The following is a 16,689-nucleotide window of genomic DNA, read 5'->3' on the forward strand; positions in this document are numbered from 1 at the left end:
GAGTGCTAACAGAGGTGATAATCATGCTAACAAATCGGCAGTTACAGATTTTGCAAGTAATTATAGATGACTTTATTTTATCTGCACAGCCGGTAGGTTCTCGCCAAATCTCCAAAAAACAAGGGATTACATTTAGTCCAGCCACAATTCGAAATGAAATGGCGGATTTAGAGGAATTAGGCTATTTAGAAAAAACGCATACTTCCTCTGGTCGAGTGCCTTCGGAAAAGGGTTACAGATTTTATGTAGATCATTTGTTGAGTCCTCAAGGTATTAACTCGAGAGACATACAACAGATCCAATCGATTTTCAATGATCGACTTGTAGAAGTAGAGCATATTATCCGAAAGTCAGCCAATATTCTATCAGAGCTGACATCTTACACTTCCATACTATTAGGACCTGATGTTCAAAGACATCGTGTCAAAAGATTTTCGATTGTACCACTGTCTAGTGATACAGCAGTAGCAATTATCGTGACGAATAATGGACATGTTGAAAATCGCTTATTTAATTTACCACCTGATTTTACCGCTTCTGATTTAGAAAAAATGGTCAATATCTTGAATGATCGCCTAATAGGTGTGTCATTAGAAGAGCTCCATAAAAGCCTTGAAGCTGAAGTGTTGGCAGTTTTACAGCAACATGTTCGATCAGCGGATGATTTTATTCATGCACTCGTAACAGCGACCATGCAAAATCCAGAAAGTAAGATTTTCTATGGTGGTAAAACGAATATGTTTAATCAGCCTGAGTTTCATGATTTAAATAAAGTCCGCATGATATTGGACTTAATGGAAACGACCAGCCAAGTGCAGTCATTATTCCATCCAAATGAATCAGGCATTCATATTCGAATAGGCTCTGAAAATAAACAGCTAGAAATGGAAAATTGCAGTGTCATTACCACTACTTATTCTATTGGTGATGATCAACAGGGAGCCATTGCTATTATTGGCCCAACACGCATGGATTATAAGCGTGTGGTGGCATTATTAGACGTAATACGCTTGGACTTAACACAAGCATTTTTGAAGAATCGTAGTGAGTGATTATGAGGAGGATTCAAGTGACGGAAACAACTGAAAACAAAGAATTAGTACAAGATGATGTACAAGCTGAAACGACAGCAGAGGAAGTAGAACGCACAGAGGTTCAAGAAGAAGTTGAATTATCAGTGGAAGAACAATATGAGGCGAAACTTGCTGCATTACAAGCAAAGCTAGATGACGAGGAAAACCGACACCTACGTTTACGTGCAGATTTCGATAATATGCGTCGTCGTCAACAACTAGATCGTGAGGCTGCTGAAAAGTACCGAGCGCAAAGCTTATTATCGGATTTACTGCCAGTCCTTGATAATTTTGAGCGTGCATTACAGGTGGAGACAACTTCTGAAGAGACTGCATCTATTATTAAAGGAATTGAAATGGTGTATCGCTCGTTGCTAGACGCAACAGAAAAAGAAGGTCTGCAAGTGATTAAAGCAGAAGGTGAGCAATTTGATCCAAATATTCACCAAGCTGTTATGCAGGAACAGGATAGTGAAAAAGAGACGGGTGTAGTCTTACGCGAGCTACAAAAAGGATATATCTTAAAAGATCGTGTTTTACGCCCAACAATGGTATCTGTGAACGAATAGTCTTAGCACTATTTAGTCAATTAAAATTAGTGAAAAAACGCATCCCTTGCGTCGAAATAATAGGAGGAAATTTTAATGAGCAAAATTATTGGTATTGACTTAGGAACAACAAACTCTTGCGTTTCTGTACTTGAAGGTGGCGAACCAAAAGTAATTCCAAATCCAGAAGGTAATCGTACAACACCATCTGTTGTTGCATTTAAAAATGGCGAACGCCAAGTTGGTGAAGTAGCAAAACGTCAATCAGTAACAAACCCGAACACAATCATCTCTATTAAATCAAAAATGGGTACAGCTGAAAAAGTAACGGTGGAAGACAATAATTACACTCCACAAGAAGTATCTGCTATGATTCTTCAATACTTAAAAGGTTATGCAGAAGATTACTTAGGTGAAAAAGTTACGAAAGCAGTAATTACAGTTCCTGCTTACTTTAACGATGCACAACGCCAAGCAACAAAAGATGCTGGTAAAATTGCTGGTCTTGAAGTTGAGCGTATCATCAATGAACCAACAGCTGCAGCACTAGCTTATGGTTTAGATAAACAAGATCAAGATCAAAAAGTATTAGTATTTGACCTTGGTGGCGGTACATTTGACGTATCGATCCTTGAGTTAGGTGATGGTGTCTTTGAAGTATTAGCAACTGCTGGTGATAACAAACTAGGTGGGGATGACTTCGATGACGCAATTATCGAGTATCTAGTGGCTGAATTCAAAAAAGAAAACGGCATTGATTTATCAAAAGATAAAATGGCCATGCAACGTTTAAAAGATGCTGCTGAAAAAGCGAAAAAAGACTTATCTGGTGTAACATCAACACAAATCTCTTTACCATTCATTACAGCTGGTGAAGCAGGTCCATTGCACTTAGAGATTTCTTTAACACGTGCGAAGTTCGATGAAATTACTTTACCATTAGTAAATCGTACAGTAGGTCCAGTACGCCAAGCATTATCTGATGCAGGTCTTTCAACTTCAGAACTTGACCAAGTTATTCTAGTTGGTGGTTCTACTCGTATTCCTGCTGTACAGGAAGCAGTACGTAAAGAAACTAACAAAGAACCTCACCGTGGTGTAAACCCAGACGAAGTTGTAGCAATGGGTGCTGCAGTTCAAGGTGGCGTTTTAACAGGTGATGTGAAAGACGTTGTATTACTTGACGTAACACCACTTTCACTTGGTATTGAAACAATGGGTGGCGTGTTCACGAAATTAATTGACCGTAACACTACAATCCCAACATCTAAATCACAAGTATTCTCTACAGCAGCTGACAACCAACCAGCAGTAGATATTCACGTACTACAAGGTGAACGCTCAATGGCTGCGGACAACAAAACATTAGGTCGCTTCCAATTAGCAGATATTCCACCAGCACCACGTGGTGTACCTCAAATCGAAGTAACTTTCGATATTGATAAAAATGGTATTGTATCTGTAAAAGCGAAAGACCTTGGTACAAATAAAGAGCAAACAATTGTAATCCAATCTGATTCAGGTTTATCAGAGGCAGAAATTGAACGCATGGTAAAAGATGCAGAGGCTAATGCTGACGCAGATGCTAAACGTAAAGAAGAGGCAGATCTTCGCAACGAAGCTGACCAATTAGTATTCCAAGTGGATAAAACAATTACTGACCTAGGTGAGCAAATTACAGAAGACGAGAAAAAATCTGTAGAAGATGCTCGTGATGAATTGAAAAAAGCACTTGAAGCTGGCGAATTAGAAGGAATTAAAGCAGCTAAAGAAAAATTAGAAGGTGTTTTACAGCCATTAGTTATGAAAGTTTATGAACAAGCGGCAGCAGCTGCTCAAGCAGCACAAGGCGGAGAAGCAGACGCTGATGCTGGTAAAAAAGATGATGGTGTTGTAGACGCTGATTTCGAAGAAGTAAAAGACGATAAATAAGAATTAAACGCACAGTAAAGTGAAAAAGCCAAAGACCGCTTGCGGCTTTGGCTTTTGTCATGATGTAAGGTTATCTTCCTAGTAAAGGTACCAATTAAGAAATACTTGCATACGTTAACACCGGTAGGAAGTAAAGACCTCAAATTTATACAGACGAATACTCAAAAAATAAGGCAGTTTTATCGACTGCATGTTACAATAGATTTTATGCAAACAGAGCGGAGTGTGAATCATGGAGAAACGCGATTATTACGAGGTGCTTGGCCTAACAAAATCGGCAACAAAAGATGAAATCAAAAAAGCATACCGTAAACTATCAAAGCAATATCACCCTGACCTTAATAAAGAGCCGGGTGCAGATGAAAAATTCAAAGAAATCGCTGAAGCATATGAAGTATTAAGTGATGATCAGAAAAAAGCACGCTACGACCAATTTGGTCATGAGGATCCAAATGCTGGATTTGGTGGTGGCTTTGGAGGCGGCGGCTTTGGCGGCTTCGAGGATATTTTCAGTTCATTCTTTGGCGGTGGTGGACGTCGTCAGGACCCAAATGCGCCACGCAAAGGTGACGACCTGCAATATCGCATGAATATTAAATTTGAAGAAGCTATTTTTGGGAAAGAAACAGAAATTGAAATTCCTAAAGATGAAACGTGTGAAACTTGTCATGGCTCAGGAGCAAAGCCTGGTACACAACCTGAAACATGTTCGACATGTAATGGTGCTGGTCAAATCAACCAAGCAGTGGATACACCATTTGGTCGTATGATGAACCGTCGTTCTTGTACAACTTGTCATGGGACAGGGAAGATCATTAAAGAAAAATGTTCAACTTGTCGTGGAGAAGGAAAAGTTCAAAAACGTAAGAAAATTAAAGTGTCCATTCCAGCTGGTGTCGATGATGGTCAACAAATTCGTGTATCTGGTCAAGGTGAGCCAGGTATAAACGGTGGACCAGCAGGGGATTTATATATTATGTTCCGTGTTCAAGGTCATAATGATTTCGAACGTGATGGGGATGATATTTATTTCGAGTTGAAATTGACATTCCCACAGGCAGCACTTGGAGATGAAATTGAAGTACCAACTGTTCACGGTAAAGTAAAACTACGCATTCCAGCTGGAACACAGTCAGGTGCTCAATTCCGTTTAAAAGATAAAGGTGTAAAAAATGTTCATGGCTATGGTACGGGGAACCAGTATGTAACCGTGAAGGTGATGACGCCAGAGAAATTAACGGAAAAACAAAAGCAATTATTACGAGAATTTGCAGAAATTAGTGGCGATATCCCTGAAGAGCAAGGAAGTTCACTATTCGATAAAATTAAGAAAAAATTCCAAGGTGAATAATTAGAGGAGCTGAAGAGCTACGTGAAGTGGTCAGAATTATCCATTCATACAAAAAATGAAGCGGTAGAAGCAATTTCGAATATTTTGCATGAAGCAGGAGCAAGTGGTGTTGTTATTGAAGATTCTGCAGAGTTTGCGAAGCCACGTGAAGATCAATTTGGTGAAATTTATGCGCTAAATGAAGAGGATTTCCCGAAGGATGGCGTCATTGTAAAAGCTTATTTATCGGAGTCTAGTTTTTTAAATGAAACAGTCGAGGAAATTAAAGCAGCCATTACAAATCTAACGAACTTTAACATTGATATTGGTGAAAATGTAGTATCCATTGTTGAGGTTAATGAGGAAGATTGGGCAACTGCATGGAAGCAATACTACCATCCTGTCAAAATTTCTGAACGCTTTACCATTGTCCCAACATGGGAGCAATATACGCCTGTCTCAACAGATGAATTAATTATTGAATTAGATCCAGGTATGGCATTTGGTACTGGAACACATCCAACTACAGTGATGTGTCTACAAGGTCTTGAAAAGGTCATCAAGGAAGGCGATACGGTTGTTGATATTGGAACAGGGTCAGGCGTATTGTCTATCGGAGCGGCACTACTTGGGGCTAAAAATGTGCATGCTCTTGATCTAGATGAGGTCGCAGTTCGCTCTGCACAAGAAAATGTTGCCTTAAATAAAGTAGAGGACAAAGTAGCTGTTTTCCACGGTAACCTATTAGATACGGTTAAAGAACCCGCAGATGTGGTTGTCGCAAATATTTTGGCAGAAATCATTATGTCCTTCACTGACGATGCATTTACAATTGTGAAACCAGGTGGATTATATGTCACTTCAGGCATTATCGGTGCCAAACGCGATGATGTTAAAGTAGCTCTGGAAGCTTCAGGCTTTATAATTGAAGAAGTATTATTAATGGAAGATTGGGTAGCGATTATTGCCCGTCGACCACTATAACTTGATGGAGGAAGCGCCAAATCGTAAGCCATGTGCTGGCGATTTGGCGCTTTCATTTCTTGCTAGAAAGGATTGTGAAGCATATGCAACGATATTTTATTGAAACAGCCATAGAGAATGCACGGATAAGTGGAGAAGATGCACGGCATATTGAGCGAGTGATGCGCATGAAACAAGGCGATCAGATCGTTGTTGTTGCACAAAATATTGCTCATATTTGTACGATTACAGGATTTGAAGGTGATGAGGTAGTGGTTGACGCTACTGGTGAAACTATCCCTTCATCAGAGCTACCTATTCAAATAACAGTAGCTTGTGGCTTACCAAAGGGCGATAAGCTAGAGCTGATTACACAAAAAGCGACAGAGCTTGGCATGTTTGCCTTACAGCCATTTGAAGCGGAACGCTCGATTGTGAAATGGGACAAGAAGAAAGGGGCTAAAAAGCAAGAAAGATTGCAAAAAATTGCAAAAGAGGCGGCGGAACAAGCCCATCGTACACATATTCCAGCAGTGTATGAACCTGTTACATTTAAACAATTGTTACATGAAATAGACCAATTTGATGCTGTTTTTATCGCAGACGAAGAGGATGCAAAAGCTGAGAAACGCACACGATTTGCGGACAAGCTTAGACTTGTGCATGATCAAAAATTAACATCAATGCTTATTATTTTTGGTCCAGAGGGTGGCATTTCCCGTAAAGAGTCAGAGGCCTTGTTACAAGCAGGTGCTCAAACCATGTCGTTGGGACCAAGAATTTTACGTGCAGAAACAGCACCACTGTATGCGTTGTCTGCCATCTCATATGAATTTGAATAAATGCCATGTTAATGATGAGTAATAGGAAAGCCACCTAATTTAGGTGGTTTTTTTGAGTTCCTTTTTGAAAAGGAGTCAGTCAGATTTATAATTCAGGCTCAAAAGTTCCAAATAAAATATGGAAGAGAACAAGTTCAATGTCCATACATAGTTTTTATTGCTACATATTCTAGCGATAGGAGAGCTCACTAAAACTATAAATTGAAAAGAGGTAATTTTTTTGAGTGAACAATTTGATAGTCAGATTCAACCTTGTCCAGTAACATCAACTGAACAAATCCCATTAACGAATGATTTTACGCAACTAATAGCTACACCCGTAACAGCGCCAACTATTAAAATTCCAGTAGTATTGGCAGAGCCAACTTTACAAATCGTTGTAGAGTCAGATATTACACTAACTCCGGCAGCAACTGAGATCAAACGAGTGAAAAAACATGTCTTTCTCAATCAAGTGAAGCTGGTACCAGTTAACTTTGCACGAATTGCTGGCACAGACTATTTCAGAGTAACAAGAGCTAAATTATTTGTAGCAGGCCATATTCGTAAAAATATCGAATATGCTTCATCAGCATGTAGTGGGGCACTTCGTGACAGAATTGCTGACGTTCCATTTTCTGGGTTTACAGATCTTACTTTCCCACAAACAATTGGGGGCTCTACACCAATCTTAGGAATTTCCGAGTTTGCGGAAGCGAACTTCCTTAATGAAGCGACTCAAATGGATGCTCGTCTTGATAAGGCTTTCTTCCAAAATCTTGTGAAATACAATGAACAACCATTTGGTGAATTAGTAGCAGCGAACTTCTTTGAACTTGATTTTTCACCAATAATGGCAGCCCCAGAATGTACATTTAGCACATTACGTGAAAAAATCGTATTAGAATTAACTGTAAAAGTACTGCAAGTTCAACAAATTCGTTTGGGAGCTGGAAGTAGCGTAGTAACTCCTGTTCTTCCAGGACTTACACCACCAGGTAATCCTACTCCTCCCTCTGAATTTTGTTAATCTCAAATATTGAGTAAAGTCATAACAAGGCACTGATCAAAATTCATCATTTTAGTGGGCAGTTGACAGTTCGGGTTTTATTCGGACTATTAACTGCCTTTTTACATCCAAAAACGTATGGACCATGCAAAACGTCTCAAGCAGAGACTTCTGTGACAAATAGAGAAATCAAGCATACTATAAATTGTAATTAGTATGGCAATCTTACCATTAAAAACGAATGGATATAAATGTACCTAATATTGTTTGGGAGTGAACGAATGAATACTCCATGGATTAACTTTAGAGAGATGAGAGAAGTATCCTCTAAGCAAAATAAATATTTGGATTGGGCGTATCAGACAAAAGATAACGAATCTCCAGGAGATGGAGAGGAAAGCAATCCTCGACTTAGTGAAATAGAAGATGAATCACCTACAACGGATTCTATAGCTATCCATCAGGACATACCTAGTCCAACAGAAACAACCTTTGAACCTCCACTAGGTAACGATAAGAATCCTTTGGAGGACCATGTAGCGTCCGATCAAGACTTAGTATTAGCTGAAGGAGAAATCGAATATTTCCTACATAGTGTTCATAACCTTGAAGAGAAAATAGCTTTAACAGAGCGATCGGATGCCAATGAAGACCTACCTATTTCAGCAGAGACGAATATGGAGGGAGAAATCGCACCTTCGCCAAATATTGAAACTGGTGCTATAGAGGAATCGATTTTAACAAAACATGTACTCGTACCTACAGAAACGAATAGGGAGGACGTTGAAGAATTCCCATCTGATTATGATGAATCCCGTGTGGAAGAACATGATTTAGCAACTCACTCAGATGCTGAATCTACAGTCAAAAATAAAAGGCACTTTGAGGATACTGCGGATACGGAGAAAAACAATCCCATTCCAAAATCGTTGTATGGAGAGATATACTCTATCACTAAAAAATGCCCGTTTTCTACGTATGTAGAGATTAATAATTTTCTTCATGCTCCTATTTATGGTGAACATGTTCAAAATACTACATTCGAATTTCTGGATAAAAACGATCATCTAACTCCACAATTTGAAACAAAGCTTTTCCATACGACAGCAGATTATCCTGACCATCCTGAATGTCGTTTAGTTCGCTCAGACATTAATCAATTGATTTCAATCATGAAAACTGATACGGATGATAAAAATAAAATGCAGCCTCATCTTTTTCAATCAGTGGTCACTCCCGTACATTACTCACCATCAATCGAAAAAGGGGAAGCCAGCACTTACGCACCTAATTTAATACATATTCGAGCACCTGTTGTAGTTGGGGAATATAAAATTGAACTATGTCTTGAAGAGATTATGGCATTTGAAAAAGGGATTGTAGGGATGAAAGAAATCTCGAATAAGGTAATGATTACCAACTGTAGATTTATACCTATTCGTTTATCCCAATCATTAGGGAATGGAACATGTACAGCAATAAAGGGAAAGTTATTGATAGAAGGCTATATACAGCAGAATATTGAATATACATCATTGGATACACAAAATGAGTCAATAACTCATGCCAATCGATTATGTCAGAATATAGTATTAGAATTAATTATCCATATGTTACAAGTACAAAAAATCCGAGTTCTATATGACAGTCCACGCCTTGGGCAATAATAGAAGTTTTTTCACTCAGCATAAAAGTTCCTTTTCTAATATATACGTCTATATATAGTTTGGATTACTACATATTCTAGCGATAGGAGAGCTCTCTAAAACTAAAAATGAAAAGAGGAAATTTTTTTGAGTGAACAATTTGAAAATCCAAATTTACCTTGTCCTGTAGCATCAACAGAACAAATACCATTAACGAATGAATTTACACCAGTAATCACTACACCGGTTACGGCACCAACTATAAAAGTTCCCGTTGTACTGGCAGAACCAACATTGCAAATCGTTGTAGAGTCAGATATTACACTTACTCCAGCAGCAACTGAAATCAAACGAGTGAAAAAAAACGTATTCTTAAATCAAGTAAAACTAGTACCAGTTAGCTTTGCACGTATTGATGGTACTGACTTCTTTAGAGTAACTAGAGCTAAATTATTTGTAGCAGGACATATTCGCAAAAATATCGAATATGCTTCATCAGCATGTAGTGGGGCACTTCGTGATAGAATTGCTGACGTTCCATTTTCTGGGTTTACAGATCTTACTTTCCCACAAACAATTGGAGGTTCAACACCTATCTTAGGAATTTCCGAGTTTGCGGAAGCGAACTTCCTTAATGAAGCGACTCAAATGGATGCTCGTCTTGATAAGGCTTTCTTCCAAAATCTTGTGAAATACAATGAACAACCATTTGGTGAATTAGTAGCAGCGAACTTCTTTGAACTTGATTTTTCACCGATTATGGCAGCGCCAGAAGGTACGTTCAGTACTTTACGTGAAAAAATCGTATTAGAATTAACTGTGAAAGTATTGCAAGTTCAACAAATCAGATTAGGCGTTGGAAGTAGTGTCATAACACCAGTTCTTTTTGGGCTCACGCCTCCTACTAGCCCTTAATAATTGCTAGTTACCTTAAAAATTCAAATGAACCAATAAAATGGGTTGCCTTTATTACCAGGCAACCCATTTATTATTTATTATTTAACTGTCTCTAAAACACGTACAAATTGTCCTTGTGAATGTGGGTAGCCTGCTTGTGTAATTTTCACCTTTACAAGCTGTCCGATGAGACTTTCAGGACCCTCAAACACTACTTTTAAGTAATTATCTGTATAACCCGTTAAAAGGCCTTCCTCTTCACTGCCATCATGTACAAATTCTTCAGGAATAACTTCTAGCACTTGATCTTCAAAGCGAGAAGCATACTCTTTAGCAAGTTGATCATTTAAGGAGATGAGTCGGTGTACACGCTCATTTTTTATGTCTTCATCAATTTGATCTTCCATACGTGCAGCAGGAGTTCCTGTACGTGGAGAGAACGGGAAAACATGTAGTTCAGAGAATTTATGATCGCGAATAAAGTTGTATGTGTCCATAAATTCTTCTTCTGTCTCACCAGGGAAACCGACAATTACATCAGATGTAACAGCTAAATCAGGTAAGGCTTCATGTAATTTCGTTAAACGTTCGCCGAAAAATTCCATTGTATATTTACGACGCATACGTTTTAACACCGTATCTGATCCAGATTGAATGGGAATGTGTAAGTGATTCACGACAATTTTAGATTCACGTAATACGTCAATTACTTCATCAGTCAATTGGCTAGCCTCAATAGACGAAATACGGAGACGCTTTAATCCTTTTACATTGGCTTCTAAATCACGTAATAATTGGGCAAGGTTATAATCCTTTAAATCTTGACCATAACCACCCGTGTGAATACCTGTCAAAACTATTTCAAGATAGCCTGCATCTACTAATTGCTGTGCTTGATGTAATACTTCTTGTGGATCACGAGAACGCATTAAGCCGCGTGCCCACGGAATAATACAAAACGTACAGAAGTTATTACAGCCCTCCTGTATTTTTAAGGAAGCACGTGTGCGGTCTGTAAATGCTGGTACATCTAATTCCTCATACACGCGATTTTTCATAATGTTACGTACAGCATTAATTGGCTGACGCTCAGCACGATATTGGTCAATATAACCAAGTAATTTTGTGCGGTCCTGCGTACCAACAACAATATCGACCCCAGGAATCGCCATAATTTCTGCTGGCGAGGTTTGTGCGTAGCAACCTGTTACACATATTACTGCATCTGGATTTTGACGAATTGCTCGACGAATCACCTGACGTGATTTCTTATCTCCAGTATTAGTAACTGTACATGTATTAATGACATAAACGTCCGCTTGTTGATCAAATTCAGTGCGATCATAGCCTTCATCTTTAAATAGTTGCCAAATGGCTTCTGTTTCGTAGTGGTTTACTTTACAACCTAGAGTATGGAAACTCACGATTTTTGATCGCTCGTTACTCATAATTTATATCATCCTTTCAACTTCACATTACCTTGTGTTTCTTCACATTTAAATTATTTTGTAGTGTACTTATTTTAGATACGTGATTTATGATAACATAATCCTTTTAAAATCAATACTTTAAAGATTTTTTTGTGAATGTTTTTGTCCTCTTTTTTAGGGGACTAATTGTTTTACTAGTGGGTAAACTATACGGAAATGAAAGCAGTTCAAGGATACCATTGCTTGGATAGAACTTCATGTATCTATGAACAAAAGCTAATTCACAAGAACAACACCAGTAATCATTTAAATAGAAAGAAATTAGACGGCAACGTGAAAAAATGGTATGATTCGAAGAGGTACGTACATCTTGATTAAAGAAGGAGCGTTAAAAAATGGAACAAAATTTTGCGCGTATGATCGATCATACATTATTAAAGGCTGAGGCAACAAAGGAACAAATTGAAAAACTATGTGCAGAAGCGAAGCAATTTAATTTTGCCTCTGTATGTGTAAATCCTACTTGGGTAAAACAAAGTAGCGAATTATTACAAGGTTCAGACGTGTTGGTTTGTACGGTTATTGGATTCCCTCTTGGAGCCAATACACCAGCTGTGAAAGCTTTTGAAGTAAAAGATGCAATTGCGAACGGTGCAAATGAGGTAGATATGGTCATTAATATTGGTGCATTAAAAGATAAAAATTATGATCTTGTACAAGCTGACATTGCTGCAGTTGTGGAAGCAGCTAAAGGTAGTGCACTTGTAAAAGTCATCATTGAATCATGTTTATTAACAGATGAAGAAAAAGTAAAAGCATGTGAGCTTGCTGTGGCAGCTGGTGCTGATTATGTTAAAACATCTACTGGCTTTTCAACTGGTGGCGCAACTGCAGTAGATATTGCCCTAATGCGTAAAACAGTAGGTCCTGATCTTGGTGTTAAAGCTTCAGGTGGTGTTCGTAGCTTAGAGGATATGAAAAGCATGGTGGAAGCAGGAGCAACTCGTATTGGTGCAAGCTCTGGCGTAGCCATCATGAATGGATTAATCGCAGATTCTAATTATTAATTATTACTTTCAGTATATATAAGCTACTAGCTCAGTAAGAAGCTAGTGGCTTTTTTTCATATAGAATAATACCTTCAACGATCACATATACTCCACTGACGATTTTGAATACAGAAAGGAGGATGTCATGTTTACACAATATAAGTATTGGAAGCCTTATATTAGTCCCTTTGATCCCTGCAAACCCATCGAAGTAAAATATTATGCTACACCACCACAATTATATATGGGTTTTCAGCCACCTGGACTTCCCCAATTCCAAACTCCAAGAGAGGCACTTATGGCAGGAACACTATGGCCACAATTATTTAGTCCCTATCCATTTCCAACTAAAAGGAGGGATGAAGCATGACTAAAAAGATGCCGCCTGAATTTTATACCCTACTTGAAGAAATTCAGGCAATTGATTTCGTCATCGTTGAGTTAAATCTCTATTTAGACACACATCCACATGATTATGCAGCCATTCAACAATTTAATGAAAACACTGAAAAAAGTATGAAACTCAAAGTCAACTTTGAACAAAAATTTGGTCCATTAATGAATTTTGGAAGAAGTTATTCAGATTATCCTTTTAATTGGGTTGATACCCCATGGCCGTGGCAAGTATAACATATAATTAGGAGGAATTTATTCTTGTGGTATTATGAAAAAAAACTTCAATATCCGGTAAAGGTTAGTACTTGTAATCCTATGCTTGCAAAATTTTTAATTGAGCAATATGGGGGTGCTGATGGGGAATTAGCTGCAGCACTTCGTTATATGAACCAACGCTATACGATTCCTGACAAAGTGGTTGGTTTATTAACGGATATAGCGACTGAGGAATTTTCACATTTAGAAATGATTGCTACGATGATTTACAAGCTGACAAAGGATGCTACGCCAGAAATGCTAAAAGAAGCGGGATTAGGAGATCATTATGTAAATCATGACAGAGCTTTATTTTATCAAAATGCCTCTGGTGTGCCATTTACAGCAACTTATATTCAGGCAAAAGGGGACCCAATAGCAGATTTATATGAAGATATTGCCGCAGAGGAAAAGGCACGTGCCACCTATCAATGGATTATTGATTTATCTGATGATACCGATTTAAATGACAGTTTGAAGTTTTTACGTGAACGTGAAATTGTCCATTCCCAACGTTTTAGAGAGGCGGTAGAAATTTTAAAAGATGATAGAGATCAACAGAAAATCTTCTAAGAAAAAGTGGCTGGCTGTATCAAGGGGTCTTGAAACAGCCTTTTTGTTGTTATTGTATGTTTGAAAAATAAGCGAGATCTTTTCGATGGCCAATCATCACTAAAATATCTTCCTGTTCCATATTTTGCTCAGGGGAGGGGGAAATAATGATTTCTCCTTCTCGAACAATGGCAATAACACTAACGTTATATTTCGCACGCAAATCTAAATCTCGCAGATTTTGCCCAGCCATTTTTGAAGGGATCATAATTTCTTCTATACTATATTCCTTAGACAATTCGATATAATTCAGCATATTCGGAGACAATAGCTGATTTGCCACGCGCTCTCCCATATCTCGCTCAGGATAAATAATCCAATCAGCACCTACTTTATCTAAAACTTGACCATGTCTTTTACCGAGGGCCTTAGCAATAACTTTTTTTATCCCTAGTTCTTTTAATAAAGATACTGTTAAAATACTTGACTGCATATCGTTACCTATAGCCACTATAACGCAATCAAAATTTCCTATACCAATAGAGGTTAAAGCTTTTTCTTCAGTTGTATCAGCTACTACAGCGTGGGTAACATAGGGCTCTGCATCCTCCACTCTTTCTTCATTAATATCAATTCCTAAAATTTCTTGTCCAGCTTCATGTAATCTGCGGGCAACACTTGTGCCGAACCTTCCTAGGCCAATAACTGCATATTGTTTAATAGCCATAGCTATAGCACTCTCCTCTAATTTTGTTATCCAATCATAATATTACCTTTAGGATGTCGAAAGGCTTCTGTTTTTCGTCGTTTTGTAATAGCGAAAGCAATGGTTAATGGACCTAGTCTTCCGGCAAACATCGTTAAAATAATGAGAATTCTACCAGTAGGGGATAACTCAGGTGTCAACCCCATCGAAAGACCGACAGTACCAAATGCAGAGGTTGCTTCAAATAAATACATCATGAAACTATGACGTTGTTCAGTAATGCTAAGAATGATTGTCACAACAACAACGATAAGTACGCCACACATTGTGACAGTCAAAGCCTTTAAGATAGTCTCAGTGACAATTCTACGTTTAAATAAAACAACATCTTCTTTCCCCCTGATTTGTGACCACATTGTAGCAACTAATACTGCGAAAGTTGTTATTTTTATTCCACCAGCAGTGGAACCAGATCCAGCTCCAATAAACATTAAGAGAATTATTAAAAATAATGTGGAATGTGTTAAGTCACCAATAGCAAGTGTATTGGAACCTGCTGTTCTTGGTGTAACAGCTTGGTAAAAAGAACCTAATACTTTGCCCCATTCAGTTAATGGACCGAGTGTTTTATCATTTCCAAATTCAAACACAAATATCAAAATTGTAGCGCTAACCGTTAAAAAAATTGTAAACGCTAATACAATTTTCGTATGGACGGATAGTCTTTTAGTAAATCGATATTCATATAGTTCATTCATGACAATAAATCCCAAGCCTCCAAGTGTAATGAGAGCGCAAATTGTTAAAACGACGAATGGGTCATCTACATAAGCTGTCATTCCGTTAAATCCGCCCATTAAATCAAAGCCTGCGTTATTGAAATTAGAAATTGCATGGAAAAAACCAAAATAAACAGCTTTTCCTATTGGCATATCAAAAGAAAAACGAATAGATAAAATAAGACCACCAATCATTTCAATCAATGCTGTAAAGAGCAGTATTCTCTTTACTAATTTTACAAGGCCGGCAATGGATATATTATTAAATGCTTCCTTAAGCAAAAGTCTTTCTTTTAAAGATATTTTTTTCCCAAGTAGTAAAAATAACAATGTTGCAAATGTCATGAATCCTAAACCACCAATTTGGATTAAGAATAAAATGACTACTTCTCCGAAAACTGAAAATGTATCACCTGTATCGACAACAATTAATCCCGTTACACAAGTTGCTGATGTAGCGGTGAACAATGCATCTAAAAACGAAAGTCCCTTTCCATCTTCTGTAGAAAGAGGTATCGTTAAAAGAAAAGTCCCGATGATAATAATAAGTGCAAAGCCAAGTACAAGAATTTTGGGAGGATTTAATGTGTTTCTAAAAGTGTTCATCTTGTTCTCCTCTATAGATGTAAAATAACTTGATTTTAAAAATGCATAAAAAAAGACCAACTAAAAAAGCATGTAAAGGATAGTAGAAAACATGCTAATAATGGTGGTCGAATAGGACCTCCTTCGCTTTAGCCGACGAAGTTAGCTGACGGGTAGGATGGCGAAAGAGTTTCTCATCCTTTCTGTATTTCAGAATTAACCCCAATATATTGGGTCCTCCGTTCTCAATGTTTGAGATTTGGCCATTATTAAATTGAATGTGATTATTCTACGCCCATATTCTATTTTCTGTAAACCCCTATATTAATAGAAAAATGCAATTTTTTTTTTATTGTGAGCAAAATTTGATCATCTAATTCCAATTAGAAATAAAACCAAAAATTCACTTGATATTTTCGCACACTTTCTATTGACCAATATTAGACAATACGATATAATTTTTTAGTACACAACAGAAGGTTATTTGCCTAATTGTGTATTGACGTGTGTTCGGAGGGAGGGAAAGAGAGATGTCAAAAACTGTCGTTCGCAAAAACGAATCGCTTGAAGATGCTCTTCGCCGCTTCAAACGTACTGTATCAAAAAGTGGTACAATTCAAGAAGTTAGAAAGCGCGAGTTCTACGAAAAACCTAGCGTTAAACGTAAAAAGAAATCAGAAGCTGCACGTAAACGTAAGTGGTAATTTAATTTCCCATT

The 16,689-nt window shown here is 37.8% G+C and carries 17 protein-coding genes and 1 riboswitch; of the genes, 14 read left to right on the top strand and 3 right to left on the bottom strand.

Translation table 11 applies throughout. The features are described 5' to 3' along the window. The first annotated feature begins 23 nt into the window (after positions 1-23). The 9 genes from hrcA to AC1Q6O_RS11075 all read left to right on the top strand — a co-directional run bounded on the left by hrcA (position 24) and on the right by AC1Q6O_RS11075 (position 10,237). Positions 24-1,052, top strand: coding sequence for a heat-inducible transcriptional repressor HrcA (hrcA, locus tag AC1Q6O_RS11035; protein ID WP_008179487.1), 1,029 nt, complete (start codon positions 24-26; stop codon positions 1,050-1,052). Positions 1,053-1,069: 17 nt separating this feature from the next. Beyond that, on the top strand, positions 1,070-1,642 hold the full coding sequence (grpE, locus tag AC1Q6O_RS11040) for a nucleotide exchange factor GrpE (RefSeq protein WP_008179485.1): 573 nt from the start codon (positions 1,070-1,072) through the stop codon (positions 1,640-1,642). Positions 1,643-1,717: 75 nt separating this feature from the next. After that, a complete protein-coding gene (gene dnaK / locus AC1Q6O_RS11045) occupies positions 1,718-3,553 on the top strand; it encodes a molecular chaperone DnaK (RefSeq protein ID WP_008179483.1) in 1,836 nt (611 codons plus the stop codon). A 232-nt stretch (positions 3,554-3,785) separates the two neighbouring features. Beyond that, the gene (gene dnaJ, locus AC1Q6O_RS11050; RefSeq protein WP_008179481.1) at positions 3,786-4,904 is read left to right on the top strand and encodes a molecular chaperone DnaJ; all 1,119 of its coding nucleotides are present in this window, start codon (positions 3,786-3,788) and stop codon (positions 4,902-4,904) included. Between the two features lie 21 nt (positions 4,905-4,925). Beyond that, positions 4,926-5,867 carry a 50S ribosomal protein L11 methyltransferase gene (gene prmA, locus AC1Q6O_RS11055; protein WP_008179480.1) on the top strand — a complete coding sequence of 314 codons (942 nt, stop codon included), beginning with the start codon at positions 4,926-4,928 and terminating at the stop codon, positions 5,865-5,867. Positions 5,868-5,950: 83 nt separating this feature from the next. Then, entirely contained in the window at positions 5,951-6,688 is a 738-nt protein-coding gene (locus tag AC1Q6O_RS11060) for a 16S rRNA (uracil(1498)-N(3))-methyltransferase (RefSeq protein WP_008179475.1), read from the top strand. 220 nt (positions 6,689-6,908) lie between these two features. Beyond that, positions 6,909-7,697 (top strand): CsxC family protein, encoded by a 789-nt coding sequence (locus AC1Q6O_RS11065; RefSeq protein ID WP_492401195.1) that lies wholly within the window; start codon positions 6,909-6,911, stop codon positions 7,695-7,697. 260 nt (positions 7,698-7,957) lie between these two features. Further along, positions 7,958-9,343: a BC_2427 family protein gene (locus AC1Q6O_RS11070; RefSeq protein ID WP_492401197.1), complete on the top strand. Its 1,386-nt coding sequence runs from the start codon at positions 7,958-7,960 to the stop codon at positions 9,341-9,343. A gap of 126 nt (positions 9,344-9,469) precedes the next feature. Continuing rightward, complete coding sequence (locus AC1Q6O_RS11075; RefSeq protein ID WP_008179469.1) at positions 9,470-10,237, top strand: CsxC family protein; 768 nt, start codon at positions 9,470-9,472, stop codon at positions 10,235-10,237. Positions 10,238-10,317: 80 nt separating this feature from the next. Here the strand turns inward: AC1Q6O_RS11075 and mtaB are convergent, their stop codons facing one another. Next, a complete protein-coding gene (gene mtaB, locus AC1Q6O_RS11080) occupies positions 10,318-11,667 on the bottom strand; it encodes a tRNA (N(6)-L-threonylcarbamoyladenosine(37)-C(2))-methylthiotransferase MtaB (RefSeq protein WP_008179468.1) in 1,350 nt (449 codons plus the stop codon). Between the two features lie 377 nt (positions 11,668-12,044). Between mtaB and deoC the strand changes: the two genes are divergently transcribed. The 4 genes from deoC (at position 12,045) to AC1Q6O_RS11100 (ending at position 13,922) form a co-directional block, all read left to right on the top strand. After that, entirely contained in the window at positions 12,045-12,716 is a 672-nt protein-coding gene (gene deoC, locus AC1Q6O_RS11085) for a deoxyribose-phosphate aldolase (RefSeq protein ID WP_090002545.1), read from the top strand. 127 nt (positions 12,717-12,843) lie between these two features. Next, positions 12,844-13,068 (top strand): spore coat associated protein CotJA, encoded by a 225-nt coding sequence (locus AC1Q6O_RS11090; RefSeq protein WP_008179464.1) that lies wholly within the window; start codon positions 12,844-12,846, stop codon positions 13,066-13,068. Beyond that, complete coding sequence (locus tag AC1Q6O_RS11095) at positions 13,065-13,328, top strand: spore coat protein CotJB (RefSeq protein WP_008179462.1); 264 nt, start codon at positions 13,065-13,067, stop codon at positions 13,326-13,328. Before AC1Q6O_RS11090 ends, AC1Q6O_RS11095 begins: the two co-directional genes overlap by 4 nt. Positions 13,329-13,352: 24 nt before the next feature. After that, positions 13,353-13,922 (top strand): manganese catalase family protein, encoded by a 570-nt coding sequence (locus AC1Q6O_RS11100; protein ID WP_031417041.1) that lies wholly within the window; start codon positions 13,353-13,355, stop codon positions 13,920-13,922. A 49-nt stretch (positions 13,923-13,971) separates the two neighbouring features. Here AC1Q6O_RS11100 and AC1Q6O_RS11105 read toward each other — a convergent pair whose 3' ends face one another. After that, positions 13,972-14,628, bottom strand: a complete 657-nt coding sequence (locus AC1Q6O_RS11105; RefSeq protein ID WP_008179458.1) for a potassium channel family protein — start codon at positions 14,626-14,628, stop codon at positions 13,972-13,974. Between the two features lie 26 nt (positions 14,629-14,654). Continuing rightward, on the bottom strand, positions 14,655-15,992 hold the full coding sequence (locus tag AC1Q6O_RS11110; RefSeq protein WP_008179457.1) for a TrkH family potassium uptake protein: 1,338 nt from the start codon (positions 15,990-15,992) through the stop codon (positions 14,655-14,657). Between the two features lie 115 nt (positions 15,993-16,107). After that, a riboswitch (cyclic di-AMP (ydaO/yuaA leader) is annotated at positions 16,108-16,246 on the bottom strand. Positions 16,247-16,501: 255 nt separating this feature from the next. On the opposite strand from AC1Q6O_RS11110, the gene rpsU reads away from it, so the two are divergent. Beyond that, the gene (gene rpsU / locus AC1Q6O_RS11115; protein ID WP_004227078.1) at positions 16,502-16,675 is read left to right on the top strand and encodes a 30S ribosomal protein S21; all 174 of its coding nucleotides are present in this window, start codon (positions 16,502-16,504) and stop codon (positions 16,673-16,675) included. Positions 16,676-16,689 lie beyond the last annotated feature (14 nt).

The sequence above is a fragment of the Lysinibacillus sp. GW823-FHT06C08 genome (assembly GCF_058795135.1).

Coding starts and splice junctions, on each gene's coding strand:
- AC1Q6O_RS11110 (WP_008179457.1), bottom strand. CDS start 15,992: ATGAACACTTTTAGAAACACATTAAATCCTCCCAAAATTCTTGTACTT.
- mtaB (WP_008179468.1), bottom strand. CDS start 11,667: ATGAGTAACGAGCGATCAAAAATCGTGAGTTTCCATACTCTAGGTTGT.
- AC1Q6O_RS11060 (WP_008179475.1), top strand. CDS start 5,951: ATGCAACGATATTTTATTGAAACAGCCATAGAGAATGCACGGATAAGT.
- rpsU (WP_004227078.1), top strand. CDS start 16,502: ATGTCAAAAACTGTCGTTCGCAAAAACGAATCGCTTGAAGATGCTCTT.
- hrcA (WP_008179487.1), top strand. CDS start 24: ATGCTAACAAATCGGCAGTTACAGATTTTGCAAGTAATTATAGATGAC.
- dnaJ (WP_008179481.1), top strand. CDS start 3,786: ATGGAGAAACGCGATTATTACGAGGTGCTTGGCCTAACAAAATCGGCA.
- dnaK (WP_008179483.1), top strand. CDS start 1,718: ATGAGCAAAATTATTGGTATTGACTTAGGAACAACAAACTCTTGCGTT.
- deoC (WP_090002545.1), top strand. CDS start 12,045: ATGGAACAAAATTTTGCGCGTATGATCGATCATACATTATTAAAGGCT.
- AC1Q6O_RS11095 (WP_008179462.1), top strand. CDS start 13,065: ATGACTAAAAAGATGCCGCCTGAATTTTATACCCTACTTGAAGAAATT.
- AC1Q6O_RS11070 (WP_492401197.1), top strand. CDS start 7,958: ATGAATACTCCATGGATTAACTTTAGAGAGATGAGAGAAGTATCCTCT.
- AC1Q6O_RS11105 (WP_008179458.1), bottom strand. CDS start 14,628: ATGGCTATTAAACAATATGCAGTTATTGGCCTAGGAAGGTTCGGCACA.
- AC1Q6O_RS11090 (WP_008179464.1), top strand. CDS start 12,844: ATGTTTACACAATATAAGTATTGGAAGCCTTATATTAGTCCCTTTGAT.